At 67.1% G+C, this 14,849-nt stretch carries 12 protein-coding genes; 9 read left to right on the top strand and 3 right to left on the bottom strand.

Features of this window, described 5'->3' with window-relative positions:
* The first annotated feature begins 9 nt into the window (after positions 1 to 9).
* Entirely contained in the window at positions 10 to 918 is a 909-nt protein-coding gene (locus ACZ6ZD_RS20125) for an SLAC1 family transporter (protein WP_465674217.1), read from the top strand.
* On the opposite strand, the gene ACZ6ZD_RS20120 is transcribed toward ACZ6ZD_RS20125, so the two are convergent.
* On the bottom strand, positions 911 to 1,357 hold the full coding sequence (locus ACZ6ZD_RS20120) for a MarR family winged helix-turn-helix transcriptional regulator (protein WP_465674215.1): 447 nt from the start codon (positions 1,355 to 1,357) through the stop codon (positions 911 to 913). The genes ACZ6ZD_RS20125 and ACZ6ZD_RS20120 overlap by 8 nt on opposite strands.
* A gap of 36 nt (positions 1,358 to 1,393) precedes the next feature.
* Complete coding sequence (locus tag ACZ6ZD_RS20115) at positions 1,394 to 2,020, bottom strand: hypothetical protein (protein ID WP_465674213.1); 627 nt, start codon at positions 2,018 to 2,020, stop codon at positions 1,394 to 1,396.
* Positions 2,021 to 2,287: 267 nt separating this feature from the next.
* Between ACZ6ZD_RS20115 and ACZ6ZD_RS20110 the strand changes: the two genes are divergently transcribed.
* The 6 genes from ACZ6ZD_RS20110 (at position 2,288) to ACZ6ZD_RS20085 (ending at position 10,792) form a co-directional block, all read left to right on the top strand.
* Positions 2,288 to 3,268, top strand: a complete 981-nt coding sequence (locus ACZ6ZD_RS20110; protein WP_465674211.1) for a TerC/Alx family metal homeostasis membrane protein — start codon at positions 2,288 to 2,290, stop codon at positions 3,266 to 3,268.
* A 562-nt stretch (positions 3,269 to 3,830) separates the two neighbouring features.
* On the top strand, positions 3,831 to 4,829 hold the full coding sequence (locus ACZ6ZD_RS20105; RefSeq protein WP_465674209.1) for an ABC transporter permease: 999 nt from the start codon (positions 3,831 to 3,833) through the stop codon (positions 4,827 to 4,829).
* Complete coding sequence (locus tag ACZ6ZD_RS20100) at positions 4,826 to 5,770, top strand: carbohydrate ABC transporter permease (protein WP_465674207.1); 945 nt, start codon at positions 4,826 to 4,828, stop codon at positions 5,768 to 5,770. Before ACZ6ZD_RS20105 ends, ACZ6ZD_RS20100 begins: the two co-directional genes overlap by 4 nt.
* Positions 5,771 to 5,801: 31 nt before the next feature.
* A complete protein-coding gene (locus ACZ6ZD_RS20095; RefSeq protein WP_465674205.1) occupies positions 5,802 to 7,463 on the top strand; it encodes a type 2 periplasmic-binding domain-containing protein in 1,662 nt (553 codons plus the stop codon).
* 6 nt (positions 7,464 to 7,469) lie between these two features.
* The gene (locus ACZ6ZD_RS20090) at positions 7,470 to 9,752 is read left to right on the top strand and encodes a glycoside hydrolase family 95 protein (protein WP_465674203.1); all 2,283 of its coding nucleotides are present in this window, start codon (positions 7,470 to 7,472) and stop codon (positions 9,750 to 9,752) included.
* A gap of 32 nt (positions 9,753 to 9,784) precedes the next feature.
* Positions 9,785 to 10,792: an ABC transporter substrate-binding protein gene (locus ACZ6ZD_RS20085; protein WP_465674201.1), complete on the top strand. Its 1,008-nt coding sequence runs from the start codon at positions 9,785 to 9,787 to the stop codon at positions 10,790 to 10,792.
* A 62-nt stretch (positions 10,793 to 10,854) separates the two neighbouring features.
* On the opposite strand, the gene ACZ6ZD_RS20080 is transcribed toward ACZ6ZD_RS20085, so the two are convergent.
* On the bottom strand, positions 10,855 to 11,466 hold the full coding sequence (locus ACZ6ZD_RS20080) for a hypothetical protein (protein ID WP_465674199.1): 612 nt from the start codon (positions 11,464 to 11,466) through the stop codon (positions 10,855 to 10,857).
* Between the two features lie 153 nt (positions 11,467 to 11,619).
* Between ACZ6ZD_RS20080 and ACZ6ZD_RS20075 the strand changes: the two genes are divergently transcribed.
* Both ACZ6ZD_RS20075 and ACZ6ZD_RS20070 read left to right on the top strand, forming a co-directional pair.
* The gene (locus ACZ6ZD_RS20075; RefSeq protein WP_465674197.1) at positions 11,620 to 12,615 is read left to right on the top strand and encodes an endonuclease/exonuclease/phosphatase family protein; all 996 of its coding nucleotides are present in this window, start codon (positions 11,620 to 11,622) and stop codon (positions 12,613 to 12,615) included.
* A gap of 538 nt (positions 12,616 to 13,153) precedes the next feature.
* A complete protein-coding gene (locus ACZ6ZD_RS20070; protein ID WP_465676069.1) occupies positions 13,154 to 14,839 on the top strand; it encodes a sodium:solute symporter family protein in 1,686 nt (561 codons plus the stop codon).
* Positions 14,840 to 14,849: the final 10 nt, after the last annotated feature.

The following is a 14,849-nucleotide window of genomic DNA, read 5'->3' as shown; positions in this document are numbered from 1 at the left end:
GCGGATCCGATGCCCAAGATCCCGCCCAACACGTTCGGCGCGGCGTTCGGTCTGAGTGGTCTGGCCGGTGTCTGGACGACGGCCGCGAACGACGGCCTCGTGCCGGGCGGGATCGGCCGGGCCCTGCTCGTCGTTGCCGCGGTCACCTGGCTGGCGACGGTCGTCGCCTATCTGGCCGGCGGCTCCGTCCGCACCGACTTCACGCATCCGGTCTTCGCGCCGTTCGTCTCGCTCGCGGTGATCACGCCGATGATCCTGTCCGCCGGGCTGCATCCCTACGCGCCGTCGCTCAGCGCCGTCCTGACCGACGTCTTCATCGGGCTCAGCGCTCTGCATGGAGCCTGGTTCACCGGCCAGCTGATCTACGCCGAGTTCGCGATTGATCAACTGCACCCGGGGTACTTCCTGCCGACGGTCGCCGGGGGACTGGTCGCCGCGACCAGCGCCGCGCAGATCGGTCAGCACGCTCTCGGCCGGGTGATGTTCGGCTACGGCATGATCTGCTGGCTCGTTCTCGGCTCGATCATCCTGGCCCGGCTCATCTTCCGGCCCGCGCTGCCGACCCCGCTGATCCCGACCCTCGCGATCGAGGTCGCGCCGGCCGCGGTCGCGAGCCTGGCCTGGTTCGCGCTGAACGGCGGCTTGATCGACACGATGGCGCAGATCCTGGCCGGGTACGGCGTCCTGATGGCGCTGGCCCAGCTGCGGCTGCTGCCGATGTTCGCCCGGCTGAACTTCTCCCTCGGCTTCTGGGCCTTCACCTTCGCCTGGGCCGCGGTCGCGTCGGCGCTGCTGCACTGGATCACGAACGACGTCCTCGCGTGGGCCGTGCTGGTCGCGATCACCGGCCTGATCGGGACGATCGCCGTCCGCTCGCTGATCGGGATCGCGAAAGGGACGCTCTTCCCGGCTAAGTAGTACTGCGCTGGGCCTCGACGACGAAGCGGAAGTCGGCGATGAACCGGTCGTAGGCGGCCGGGCCGAGGGACTCCCGGTGCCGTTCGCCGATCTCGGCCATGATTGCGTCGGCGGCCTGCATCTCGGCCTGCCCGCGCTCGGTCGGTACGACGAGCTTCGCGCGCCGATCGGCCGGGTCGGGACGGCGTTCGACGTACCCGAGGGCTTCGAGCTCGTCGAGGTTCTTGCCGACCACCTGCTTGTGCTGACCGGACAGCCGGGCCAGCTCGGTGGCCCGGATCCCGTCGGCGCGCAGGTAGGCGAGCACCGCGCCGTGCCGCGGCGAGATGTCGTCGAAACCCGCGCGATGCAGGCGCCGGAAGAGCTCGCCCTGGACCGAGAAGAGCAGCCGGCCGGCCAGCACGCCCAAGTCGGACGACGCGTCCCTGCGCTCGGTCATGGCTGCCTCCTCGCGTCTGCCGGATGGGGTGAAACCCTACAAGACCGGTCGTCTGACAACCTGCAACCCGAGCACCTCGCGCAGGTGGACCTCGACGAACACCCGCAGGTACGGGTCCTTGGCCAGTCCCTCGAACGCGGCCGCGAGGGCGGCGTCGTACTCCTCGGTCAGCAGCACGATGCGCCACAGGTTCAGCGGGTCGTCCTCGTCACCCGCGACCGAGTGCTCGACGTGGAAGAGCGGCTGCCCGGCGCCGGCTGTCACGACGCGGCCGTCCGGGGTCTCGAAGCGCTCGGCGCCGAGGAAGAAGGCCCGCCGGTGCTCGTGGTCGAGCCGGACGTGCTCGATGATCGTCGCGTACTTGTCCGGGTCGGCCCACAGTCGCTGATCGGAGATCCGGGTGAAGTCCTCGACCTGGTTGGTCAGCACACTCGGGAACTTCTCCGCGCTGCCTGCCTTCACCACGGTCGGGATGTAGACGTCCGGCGCCGCGGCTTTGCGCGCCTCCATGTCCCACAGCCGGACGCCGGTGTAGCGGAACGGCGGCGTCACGTCGTACCGGTCCCGCAGGACGTCGTTCACCCGGACCGGCGGCAGGTCGACCGACGTCGTCCCCGGCGCGTTCCAGGCCTGCTCGAAGACTGCTTCATGGTCAATGTTCATGACAGTCATTATAGGTGACTAATTCCATTGGCGGTTGATCTAGTCAGGAAGGTTGTATGCGGTATACGATCCCGGAAGGCGTGGCAGATGTATCGGAGTCGGATACACTTGCGGCGTTTGTGGAGGGGAGTATTCCCTGACGGCAGTGTCGTCATCACGGGAGGCCTGGGCGGCCGAACCGGTGCTGCCGGCCCGGAGCGATCCGGGTGGAAGAGACCTCCGGACCAGGCTTTTCAACGCGTCCGGAGGTTCGTCATGGTCTCTGTCATGTCCCCGCTCGTCTGGGTGCTCACGATCGCCGGCCTGCTCGCGATCGTCGCGTTCGACCTGATCGTGATCGCGCGCCGCAAACACACCGTGACGATCAAGGACGCGACCCGGTGGGTGTTGTTCTACGTCGGGCTGGCGGCGCTGTTCGCGGTCGGGTTGTTCCTGTTCAGCCCGAGCCGGACCGGTGGCGAGTTCGTCGCGGGCTACATCACCGAGTACAGCCTGAGCGTCGACAACCTGTTCGTCTTCGTGATCATCATGGCCCGCTTCGGCGTCCCGGCGCTGGCGCAGGACAAGGTGCTCTACATCGGCATCGTGGTCTCGATGCTGCTCCGCGCGGTCTTCATCCTGGCCGGCGCGGCCGCGATCTCGGCGGCCAGCTGGGTCTTCTACATCTTCGGCGCCTTCCTGGTCTACACCGCCGTCCGGCTGGCGATCGAGGGTGAGAACGACGACGAAGATTTCCAGGAGAACGCCGTCCTGCGCGGGATGCGCCGGGTGCTGCCGCTGGCGCACGACTACGACGGCGCCAAGCTGACGACCCGGGTCGACGGCAAGCGGCTGCTGACGCCGCTGGTGATCGTGATCTCCGCGATCGGGATGGCGAACGTGATCTTCGCGCTGGACTCGATCCCCGCGATCTTCGGCCTCACCCAGGACGCCTACGTCGTGCTCACCGCGAACGCGTTCGCGCTGATGGGCCTGCGCCAGCTCTACTTCCTGATCGGCGGCCTGCTCGAGCGGATCGTCTACCTGAACGTCGGCCTCTCGGTCATCCTCGCCTTCATCGGGGTCAAGCTGATCGTCGAGGCCCTGCACGGTTCGCACATCGACGACATCGGCTCGATCCATCTCCCGCACATCGGCATCGTCACCTCGCTGGCCTTCATCGCCGGCACCCTCTTCGTCACCACGATCGCCAGCCTGATCAAGACCTCGTACGACCGCCGCCGCGTCCCCGTCGAGCTCGACGACTAGGCGCCGCACGGGTCCGCGAAACTCCGCGCGTCCGGCGCCGATTTACCCGCCCGCGCACTCCGAACCGGAGTAGTATCGAAACAGCCTGGCCCGGCCGTTCCCCCGTGATGGTCGGGTCAGGTCCTGTCTCGAACGCTTCCGTTCGACGACCCCGCGGACGTCGTCCGCGCCGCTCCCCATCCTGCCGATCGGCAGCTCGCGTGGTTCAAGTCTTGACATAGTCCGGCGGGGGCGGTTGACTGCGACATAGTTCACAGAATGAATAAATTGTGGTGTGGTCCGGTGTCGGTGGCTCAGAGCGACCTCGGACTGCCCTGTGGTGTGGTGTCCAGGTCCGCCGGTGCAGCCGTCGGGCCATTCGGCGTTTTCGCCGTTAGTTGCTGAGGGCAACGCAGGATTTCCCTTGTGGGCCAGGGAAATCGATGACTGGGTCAAGGTCGGGTATCGACACCGCCGGGGACTCTTCCGCTGTCTCGCGTTCTGTGTCATCCTCCCGGTGAGTGAGGTCCGAGATCCTATCGGATATCGGTTTCGCTCCGATCGGTGACGGAAAGGATGCGGAGTGAGTGCAACGTACGAGGTGAAACCGGCGCCGCCCGCGCCGGCCGCGGCGAAGGCGGTGACCCGGGCGCCGGTGCCCCGGCCCAGCCGCTGGACCCAGGCGCGACGCAGCCTGCGCAGGCACTGGCAGCTCTACCTGCTGGTGATCGTGCCGCTCGCGTACTTCGTGATCTTCAAGTACATCCCGATCAGCAACGCCGTCATCGCGTTCAAGAACTACTCGCCGATCAAGGGCCCGTGGGGCAGCGACTGGGTCGGTTTCAAGAACTTCGAGCTGTTCTTCGCCAACCCGGTCTTCTGGACCCTGGTCAAGAACACCTTCATCCTCGCCGCCTACACCGTCCTGGCCAGCTTCCCGATCCCGATCATCCTGGCCATCGCCCTGAACGAGATCCGCAACGGCCGGTTCAAGAAGCTCGTCCAGCTGGTGACGTACGCGCCGTACTTCATCTCCACGGTCGTGGTCGTCTCGATGACGATCCTGGTGCTGTCGCCGCGGCTCGGGTTCGTGAACGACGCGATCGGGTTGTTCGGCGTCCCGGCGGTCGACTTCCTCGGTAATCCGGACTACTTCCGGCACATCTACGTCTGGTCCGACGTCTGGCAGACCACGGGCTACTCGGCCGTCATCTACCTGGCCGCGCTGGCCGGCATCGACCCCGCGCTGCACGAGTCGGCCCGGATCGACGGCGCCAGCCGCTTGCAGCGGATCTGGAACGTCGACCTGCCCGGCATCATGCCGACCGCGGTGATCATCCTGGTCCTCGGCGTCGGCAACATCATGTCGATCGGGTTCGAGAAGGCCTTCCTGCTGCAGAACCCGCTGAACCAGGCGCAGTCCGAGATCATCGCGACCTACGTCTACAAGACCGGCCTGCTGAACGCCGACTTCAGCATGGCGACCGCAGTCGGGCTGTTCAACTCCGTCATCAATCTCGTCCTGCTGGTCGTCGTGAACTTCGTCGCCAAGCGGATCACCGGAAACGGACTCTGGTCATGACGATTACCCTGCCCACCCTCCGCCGGACGCCGAAACCGGACAGCTCGCGGCGGCTGGCGATCGAGGAGACCCGGACCGACAAGATCTTCCTGGTCGGCGTCCGGATCATGCTCTGGATCGCGCTGATCGTGGTCGCCGTCCCGATCATCTACATCGTCGCGAACTCGTTCAGCAGCGCGTCGGCGGTCAGCGCCGGCCGGGTGCTGCTGTGGCCGGTCGAGCCCAGTCTGAAGGCGTACCAGTCGGCGTTCGCCGATCCGCAGATCATGCAGGGCTACCTGAACTCGTTCATCTACGCGATCGGCGGCACGCTGATCAGCGTCACGCTGACGATCGCGATCGCCTACCCGCTGTCCCGGAAGACCTTCTTCGGCCGCAACGTGATCATGAGCCTGCTGGTCTTCACGATGCTGTTCTCCGGCGGCCTGATCCCGACCTACCTGGTGGTCCAGGACATGGGCCTGCTGAACACCCGGTGGGCGATGGTGATCCCGAGCGCGATCGGGGTGTGGCAGGTGATCATCGCGCGCACGTTCTTCCGCTCGACCATCCCGGACGAGCTCTACGAGGCGGCCACCATCGACGGCGCGAGCGACCTGCGCTTCCTCTGGTCGATCGTGCTCCCGCTGTCCAAACCGGTGATCGCGGTGATCGCACTGATGTACGCGATCTTCCAGTGGAACACCTACTTCGACGCCCTGATCTACCTCAAGGACCCCAGTCTCTACCCGCTGCAGATCGTGCTCCGGAACATCCTGATCCTGAACCAGGGCAGCGCCACGACCACCCAGAACCTGGCCCAGCAGCTCGACCAGCAGCAGATGGCCAGTGTCCTCAAGTACGCGCTCATCGTCATCTCGAGCCTGCCCGTACTGATCATCTACCCCTTCGTCGCCCGCCACTTCACCAAGGGCGTGATGGTCGGCGCGGTCAAGGGCTGAGAAAACAGCCCACCTCAGAAAGGAACCAGCAATGCGCTCATCCGTGCGCAAGGTCGTCGCGCTCAGCGCGGCCGGCCTGCTCGCCTCCGTGGCTGCCTGCAGCTCGGACAAGTCCGACGGGGCGGCGAACGAGACGTCGGCCGACGGCAAGGTCATCATCGACACGTTCACCCCGGCCGACCAGAACACCAACATGGAGACCAACGCGGTCACCAAGGTCATGAGCGACAAGTTCAAGATCCAGTTCCGCTGGCAGACCACCACCATGGACGCCGGGCCGGCCAAGGAGAAGCGGCAGATCTCGCTGGCCAGCGGCGACTACCCGGACCTGTTCTTCCTGATCCCGTGGGTGGACGGCTTCACCCAGGCCGAGGTGCTCAAACTCGGCCAGCAGGGCGTCGCGCTGCCGCTGGAGAACCTGATCAAGGAGAACGCGCCGAACATCCAGAAGTTCCTGGACGAGAACAAGGACTACAAGCAGGAGTCGACCGCGCCGGACGGGCACATCTACGCGCTGCCGCAGTGGGCCGACTGCTTCCACTGCAAGTACCCGGACAAACTGTGGATCAACTCGGCCTGGCTGAAGAAGCTCAACCTGCCGATGCCGAAGACCACCGAGGACCTGCGCAAGGTGCTGACGGCCTTCAAGACCCAGGACCCGAACGGGAACGGCAAGGCCGACGAGGTCCCGATGACCGCGGACATCCAGAACACCGCGCTGATCCCGTACTTGATGAACGCGTTCGCCTACAACCCGGTCGGCGCCAACAACGGCGTCCGCTCGCTGCTCACGCTGAACGGCGACAAGGTCGTCACACCGGTGAACACGCCGGAGTGGAAGGAGGGCCTGAAGTACATCGCGTCGCTGTACAAGGAGGGCCTGATCGACCAGGCCGCGTTCACCCAGAACGCGCAGGCGCTGCAGGCCCTGGGCAACGACCCGAAGGCCGTCCGGATCGGCTCCGGCCCGATGCTGCACCCGTACATCTTCGTCCAGTCCGACTCCAAGGACGGCCGGGACAAGCAGTACGACGCCGCGCCGCCGCTGACCGGCCCGGCTGGGAAGAGCTACACCGGCGAGCAGTACCTGACCTCGGTCAACTACACGTTCCTGCTGACCAACAAGGCCAGCAAGGAGGCGCAGGTCGCGGCGATCAAGATGCTCGACTACATCTTCAGCGACGAGGGTCAGATGATCGGCGGCATGGGGCCGGAGGGTGTCGGCTGGACCAAGCCCGGTGCTGGTGACATCGCGCTGGACAAGGACACCAAGCCGCTCTACAAGCCGAAGCCGGACAGCCCGAAGAACAGCAGCTGGGGCGCGCTGACGCAGTACCACAATGTCCTGGCGTACCGGAACGCGCAGGTCGTCCCGCTGGACATCTACTCCGGCGCGGGCTACGAGCGGCGGCTGTTCCAGGCGACCAAGCTGTACGAAGGCCACGAGGACCGGGGGCAGCTGTACCCGCAGGCCATCGTCTGGCCGGACCCGAACCTGGGTGGCGAGACCGCGACGCTGCAGACGAACCTGAACAACTACGTGAACCAGAACCAGCTGGCGTTCATCACCGGGTCGAAGAACATCGACGCCGAGTGGGATGCGTATGTGAAGGGGCTCGACAGCACGGGGATGACCCGATACCTGGAGATCAACCAGCAGGCGTACGACAAGTACAAGTCGGGGAGCAAGTAACACCTCATGTCCCATGAACTGTGGTTTCGCACTCCCGCGCCGGACTGGTTCGAGGCGTTGCCGGTGGGTAACGGGCATCTCGGAGCGAAGGTGTTCGGGTGGGTCGGTGCGGAGCGGATCGCGCTGAATCTCGACGACGTGTGGTCCGGTGACGGGCCGCGCGAGTTGGGGGTCGCGGATGGTCCGGCGACGTTGGCCGACGTACGGCGGTTGTTGCTGGACGACGGCGATCAGCTGGCGGCGACCGAGCGGACGCGAGCCCTGCAAGGGCCGTTGGTCGAGTCGTATCAGCCGCTGGCCGATCTGCTGATCCGCACGGACGGGGAGGCCGGCGACTACCGTCGGCGCCTCGACCTGCGGACCGGGATCGTCAGCGTCGATCACACAGTGGACGGGACGCGGTTCCGGCGCGAGACGTATGTCTCCGCGCCGGACCAGGTGCTGGTGTGGACCCTCACGGCCGACCGGCCGGGTGCGGTGAATCTCTCGGTGTCGTTGGATTCTCAGCACCCGGTTCGGCCGGTGGTGGACGGCGGGACGTACGGCGTGGTCGGACACGCGCCGTCCGACCTGACGATCGAGTACCGGGAGAGCCCGGACCCGATCCGGTACGTCGATGGGCGCGGGATCGGCTTCGGGATCGCGCTGCGCGTGCTGAACCACGGGGGCACCGCAGACGTCTCGACGGACGGTGTCGTCGTCCGGGGCGCCGACAGTGTGACGGTGGTGCTGGCCGCGGCGAGCACGTTCGCCGGGTGGTCGGTGCCACCCGGCCGGGATCCGCTGATCGCACTGCGGGACGCCGTCGCGATCTTGGACGCCGTTGCCGTGGACAAGCTTCGCGACCGCCATCTCGAGGACCATCGGCGGCTCTACGACCGTGCGGAGCTGCGGCTCGGGACGTCGTCCGAGCTGCCGACCGATGAACGGATCAAGGCGGTCGGTGCCGGTGGCAACGATCCCGACCTGGTCGCGCTCACCTTCAACTTCGGCCGTTACCTGCTGATCGCGTCGTCGCGGCCGGGGACGCAGGCGGCCAATCTGCAGGGCATCTGGAACGAGGACCGCCGGCCGATGTGGGCCAGCGACTGGACCAACAACATCAACACCCAGATGAACTACTGGCCCGCGGATCTCACCGGGCTGGGCGAATGCTTCGAACCGCTGACCGATCTGCTCGAGAACCTGGCGGCGTCCGGCGCGAACACCGCGCGAGCCCTGTACGACGCGCCGGGCTGGGTTTCGCACCACAACTCCGATCTCTGGGCGGCGACCTGGCCGGTCGGGGCGGGTGGGGACGATCCCGTCTGGGCGATGTGCGCGACCTGCGGCGTCTGGCTCACTGCGCATCTGATGGAGCACTACCGGTTCGAGCTGGATCTCGACTTCCTGCGCGACCGCGCGTACCCCGTGATCGCAGGGGCGGCCGAGTTCGTGCTGGCGATGCTGGTCGCGGACGACGCTGGGCGGTTGCAGTTCATCCCGTCGACCGCCCCGGAGCACCACTTCGTGCTGCCGTCGGGGGAGAAGGCTTCGGTCGACCTGACCTCGACGTACGACATCTGGCTGATCCGGGAGCTGTTCGCGAACCTGGGCGAGGCGGAGGCCGCGCTGGGCCTGTCGTCGGAGCTCGCCGAGCGGGCCCGGACGGCGCGCGAGCGCCTGCCCGAGATCGGGATCACCGCGGACGGCCGGTTGCAGGAGTGGCCGCACGACTGGACGCCGTCCGAGATCAACCATCGGCATCAGTCACATCTGTACGGCCTGCATCCAGGTGCGGAGATCGATCCGGTGCGGACGCCGGAATGGGCGGAGGCGGCGCGGACGTCGTTGCTCGTGCGGACCGATGGCGCCACGAACGGCGGGTGGACTGCGGCCTGGCTGGTCGCGCTGTGGGCGCGGTTGTTCGAGGGGGAGCGGGCGGCGGCGGTGATCCAGGACTACCTGGCGCGGCTGGTGTCCGACAACCTGTTGCATCGCGACGGGGACATCTTCCAGATCGACGCGAACCTCGGGATGACGGGGTGCGTTCCGGAGTTGCTGCTCCAGAGCCACACGGACGTCGTCCGGTTGCTGCCCGCGTTGCCGGCGTCCTGGCCGGACGGCGCGTTCCGCGGCCTGCGGGCGCGTGGCGGGCTGGTCTTCGACGTCGCGTGGGCGGACGGGAAGCTGACGGCGGCGTCCGTCGTTGCCTCGCGCACCGGAGTGCGGCGAATCGCTTTGCCGGGTAGGGAGGTCGTGGTGGAGCTGATCGAGGGGCAGCCGGTCGACTTGGTTAGGTATGCCTAGCCAAAGTTGTTGTAAAGTCAGTCTCCGTGAAGATGCGTAGCTCAATCGCTGTCGTGGCCGCCCTGCTGGTGCTTGCCGCGTGTGGTGGGAAGGACACCGGCAGTGCCGATACCGGCGTCGGTGACAAAGAGGTCGCGACCGGCGGGCGGTTGTTCAAGACCGCGGACGCCGAGACCGCCAAACTCGGGTCGGACGCGCAGCCGGGGGTGTTCCCGCGGACGGTGAAACACGCGCTCGGCGAGGCGAAGCTGGACAAGAAGCCCGAGAAGATCGTGGTGCTGGACAGCGGTGAGCTGGACGACGTGCTCGCGCTCGGCATCACCCCGGTCGGGATGGCGACCAACACCGGCCAGAACGGCGTCCCGTCGTACCTGGCGGACAAGGCGCAGGGGATCAAGACCGTCGGCGGGGTCAGCGACCTGAACCTGGAGGCGATCGCGAACCTCAAGCCGGATCTGATCCTGGGCAGCAAGCTGCGCGCGAACGACCTGTTCGACAAGCTGAACGAGATCGCACCGACGGTGATGAGCATCCGGCCCGGGTTCCCCTGGAAGGAGAACTTCCTGCTGGTCGCGGACGCGGTCGGCGAGGAGGACAAGGCCACCCAGATCCTGAACGACTACCAGAAGCGCGCCGACGAGGTGAAGGGCAAGGTCGAGGGCTCCCCGACCATCTCGCTGGTCCGCTTCCGCCCGGCCGAGATCCGTCTCTACGGCAACCTCTCGTTCATCGGCGTCATCCTCGAGGACGTCGGCCTGCCCCGGCCGAAGATCCAGGACGTCCAGGAACTCGCCGTCGAGGTCTCCGAGGAGAACATCGGCCAGGCCGACGGCGACTGGATCTTCTACTCCAGCTTCGGCCCCCTCACCGGCACCGCCGAGTCCAAAGTTGTCAACGGCAACCTCTGGAAAGCCCTCCCCGCCGTCAAAGCCGGCCAGGCCGAACGCGTCAACGACGAGGTCTGGTTCCTCGGCCTCGGCCCCCTAGGCGCCATGGACACCCTCACCGACCTGGAAAAACTCCTCAGCAAGAAGAACTAGTAAGAGCTGTTCTGCGGCGGCGCTTCCCAGGTCCGGGAAGCGCCGCTTTGTCTTGGCCGGGGTCAGTCGGGGACGTGGCCTCGGTCGGTGACGGGGATGTGGGGGGCGTAGCGGGCTACGGCGGTGACTAGGTCTTGGTAGGGGAGGGGGCGGGTGAGGATCTGGTGGGCGCCGGGCCAGGGGCGGGAGGGGCCCCAGGCTTTGGAGCTGTGGGGGAGGGCGTCGTCGTCGTGGAGGAGGACGACCAGGTAGGGCTCCCACCATTCGCTGTCGCCGGTTGGGCCGTGTCGTTCGACGCGGCAGATGCCGCGGACGTCGGACCAGGGGACGGTGCGGGCGTGGTCGCCGCCGAGGTGGATCCCGCGGGCGTCGATGGACAGGAGGACGTCGTCCAGGTCGGTCTCTTGCCGTTCTTCCAGCGCGGTGATCGCGCCGATCAGCAGCAGGAACGGCATGCCGAGCGCGAAGATCAGCGGACTGCCGCCCCAGGACAGCCAGATCGTCTCGAGCGGCTCGCGGATCGGCACGCCCCGGCTGAGCGCGACGGCGACGCCGATCAGCGTGACGAGCACTTCCGCCGCGACCAGCAGCGCGCACACGTACAGCAAGGTCCTGGTGCTGCCGAGCCCGCGGCGCCTCACGACGAACGGCTCGGCCTGGGGTTCAGGCGGCATACCCCGCATTGTCAGCGCTATCCGCCGAACGCACCAGGGCCTCTCGCGAACATCTAATCCGTTCGGCCGGATCGCTCGTCCCATCGGATGAAATCGCCGCCAAGACCCCCTTGCGGGCTTTGGCGCGACACGCATCTCCGCAACAATCGGGACATGTCCAGCCATACCGCCGTACGCACTCCGCCGAGGCCGCCGCAACGGTCCGGGGCCCGTCGCGCCCGTTCGGGCGGCAGATGGCGGCGCGGCCGGTTCATCGCGGTGCTGGCGATTCTCGCGGCCTGCTTGATGGTTTTCCACCGCTGGGTGCCGAACGAGTTCGGCAACATGGGCAGCCTGCTGGACACGTTCCTCCCGTGGGTGGGCCTCGCCGTACCGGTGCTGGGTCTGTTCGCGCTGCTGCGGCGGTCGGCGGTGGCCGGGGTCGCGCTGCTGGCGCCCGCGCTGGTGTGGAGCTTGATGTTCGCCGACCAGATCATCCCGAGCCGCAGCGGCGGCGCGCACGATCTCCGGGTCCTCTCGCAGAACGTGAACGCCGGCAACACGGACCCCGCGGGCACCGCGCGGCGGCTGCTGACGATGAAGGCCGACGTGATGGCGCTCGAGGAGATCACCGCGGCGGACCTGAAGATCTACAAGGCGGCGTTCGCCGACGAGTACCCGTACCAGGTCACCCGCGACACCGTGGCGCTCTGGTCGAAGTTCCCCGTCGAGGAGAGCAAATCGATCGACGTCGGATTCGCCTGGACCCGCGCGCTGCGCGCCGAGGTGGACACCCCCGAGGGCAAGGTCGCGGTGTACGTCGCGCACCTGGCCTCGGTCCGGATCGACACCAGCGGCTTCACCTCCGACCAGCGGAACCGGACGATCAAGTCACTCGGCCGCCAGATCGCCGACGAGAAGCTGCTCGGCGTGATCGTGATGGGCGACTTCAACGGGACGGCGAACGATCGCAGCCTGGCCCCGCTGACCGTCGGCCTGCGCTCGGCACAAGGTGCCTCCGGCAACGGATTCGGCTTCACCTGGCCGGCCGCCTTCCCGATGGCCCGGATCGACCACATCCTGGTGCGAGGCGTCACGCCGACCAAGGCCTGGGTCGGCGAGTCGACCGGCAGCGACCACCTCCCGGTCGTGGCCGAGCTACGCATCTGACGCCGCGATCCCGTGCCGGTAGGCGCACCGGACCGCCTCCGCGCGGTGCCGGGCGCCGATGAACAACCGCGCCGCGATCTCCGGGTTGCTGAGCCCTGCGCGATCAGCCGCAGGACTTCGGTCTCGCGCACGGTGAGACCGCCGGACGCCGGCGCCTCGGCAACCAGCCCGGCGACCAGCCGCCGCGTCACCTCCGGATCGAACGCCGACTGCCCGGCCACCGTCGACCGCAGGGCCGCGCCGATCTCGGCCCGGCCGGCGTCCTCGGTCAGGTAGCCGCGCTCCTCCAGCCGCGCTGCCCGATCCTGCTCGCGCTGCGCATCAGTACGGGTGACGGTCGACTGGGTCAGCAGGTTCGCGCCCAGGGCTCCGAAGGACATGGGTTTGACGCTAGGTGGGCACTGCCCTTTCGCGGGACCGCCTCAGGGTGGAGATCCGGGTGGAGAACGCGGGTCGCTCTTCTGGGTGGTTGAAACCAGGAGTAACGTTCCAGAGCGGTACCACCACGCTGCGTCATACCGAAACCGGAGGGCCGATGCTGCCACAAGACTCCGTCCTGAGACTCGACGCCCAGGCGATCGACTACATCATCATCGCGACGTACTTCGTCTTCGTGCTCGGAATCGGGTACCTGGCCAAACGCGCCGTCTCCAACAGCCTGGACTTCTTCCTGTCCGGCCGCTCACTGCCCGCCTGGGTGACCGGGCTGGCGTTCATCTCGGCCAACCTCGGCGCGATCGAGATCATGGGGATGTCCGCGAACGGCGCCCAGTACGGGATGCCGACCGTGCACTACTTCTGGATCGGCGCCGTCCCCGCGATGCTGTTCCTCGGCGTCGTGATGATGCCGTTCTACTACGGCTCCAAGGTCCGCAGCGTGCCGGAGTTCATGTTGCGCCGGTTCGGTAAACCCGCGCACCTGGTGAACGCGATCAGCTTCGCCGTCGCGCAGGTGCTGATCGCGGGCGTGAACCTGTTCCTGCTCGCGACGATCGTGAACGTGCTGCTCGGCTGGCCGATCTGGGTCTCGGTGATCGTCGCGGCCGTGATCGTGCTCAGCTACATCACGCTCGGCGGCCTGTCCGCGGCGATCTACAACGAGGTGCTGCAGTTCTTCGTGATCGTCGCCGCGCTGCTGCCGCTGACGCTGGTCGGCCTGCACAAGGTCGGCGGCTGGCAGGGCCTGGTCGACAAGATCAGCGCCGGCACCGGCGGTCCCGAGCAGCTGAGCGCCTGGCCGGGGCAGGAGCTGAGCGGCTTCACGAGCAGCAGTTTCCTGTCGGTGATCGGGCTCGTCTTCGGCCTCGGTTTCGTGCTCTCGTTCGGCTACTGGACGACGAACTTCGTCGAGGTCCAGCGCGCGATGGCGTCGAAGAACATGTCGGCGGCCCGGCGGACGCCGATCATCGGCTCGTTCCCGAAGATGTTCATCCCGTTCATCGTGATCATCCCGGGCATGATCGCGGCGGTCGCCGTCCCGGAGCTGCAGCAGTTCAAGGCCAACGGCGGCAGCGGCGGCGAGGTGACCTACAACGACGCGTTGCTGCTGCTGATGCGCGACCTGCTGCCGAACGGCATGCTCGGCCTGGCGATCACCGGTCTGCTGGCCTCGTTCATGGCCGGTATGGCGGCGAACCTGAGCTCGTTCAACACGGTGATGACCTACGACCTGCTCGAGCGGTACGTGATCAAGGACCGCAGCGACGACTTCTACCTGCGGACCGGTCGCTGGGTGACCGTCGGCGGCACGATCATCGCGATCGGCACAGCCGCGATCGCCTCCGGCTACAGCAACCTGATGGACTACCTGCAGCAGCTGTTCTCGTTCTTCAACGCGCCGCTGTTCGCGACGTTCATCCTCGGTATGTTCTGGAAGCGGATGACGGCCGCGGCCGGCTGGATCGGTCTCGTCAGCGGTACGGCGACCGCCGTCCTCGTGTTCGTCCTCTCGGAGACCGGCGTGATCGACCTGCCGGGGCAGGGCGCGAGCTTCGTCGGCGCGGGCGCGGCGTTCGTCGTGGACATCCTGGTCAGCGTGCTGGTGAGTTCGATGACGCGGGCGAAACAGGAGTCCGAGCTGGTCGGGCTGGTGTACTCGCTGACGCCGAAGGAGCAGCGCACCGAGGCAGCCGGCGAAGGCGACCACGGCTGGTACCGCAAGCCGGTGCTGCTGGCCGGGATCTCGCTCGGGCTGGTCGTCGTCCTGAACATCGTCTTCGGCTGAGGGGATCGTC

The organism is Kribbella sp. NPDC104218 (genome assembly GCF_055584105.1).
This window is presented reverse-complemented; position numbering and strand designations above follow the sequence as displayed.

Coding starts and splice junctions, on each gene's coding strand:
- ACZ6ZD_RS20125 (WP_465674217.1), top strand. CDS start 10: ATGCCCAAGATCCCGCCCAACACGTTCGGCGCGGCGTTCGGTCTGAGT.
- ACZ6ZD_RS20120 (WP_465674215.1), bottom strand. CDS start 1,357: ATGACCGAGCGCAGGGACGCGTCGTCCGACTTGGGCGTGCTGGCCGGC.
- ACZ6ZD_RS20115 (WP_465674213.1), bottom strand. CDS start 2,020: ATGAACATTGACCATGAAGCAGTCTTCGAGCAGGCCTGGAACGCGCCG.
- ACZ6ZD_RS20110 (WP_465674211.1), top strand. CDS start 2,288: ATGTCCCCGCTCGTCTGGGTGCTCACGATCGCCGGCCTGCTCGCGATC.
- ACZ6ZD_RS20100 (WP_465674207.1), top strand. CDS start 4,826: ATGACGATTACCCTGCCCACCCTCCGCCGGACGCCGAAACCGGACAGC.
- ACZ6ZD_RS20095 (WP_465674205.1), top strand. CDS start 5,802: ATGCGCTCATCCGTGCGCAAGGTCGTCGCGCTCAGCGCGGCCGGCCTG.
- ACZ6ZD_RS20090 (WP_465674203.1), top strand. CDS start 7,470: ATGTCCCATGAACTGTGGTTTCGCACTCCCGCGCCGGACTGGTTCGAG.
- ACZ6ZD_RS20085 (WP_465674201.1), top strand. CDS start 9,785: ATGCGTAGCTCAATCGCTGTCGTGGCCGCCCTGCTGGTGCTTGCCGCG.
- ACZ6ZD_RS20080 (WP_465674199.1), bottom strand. CDS start 11,466: ATGCCGCCTGAACCCCAGGCCGAGCCGTTCGTCGTGAGGCGCCGCGGG.
- ACZ6ZD_RS20075 (WP_465674197.1), top strand. CDS start 11,620: ATGTCCAGCCATACCGCCGTACGCACTCCGCCGAGGCCGCCGCAACGG.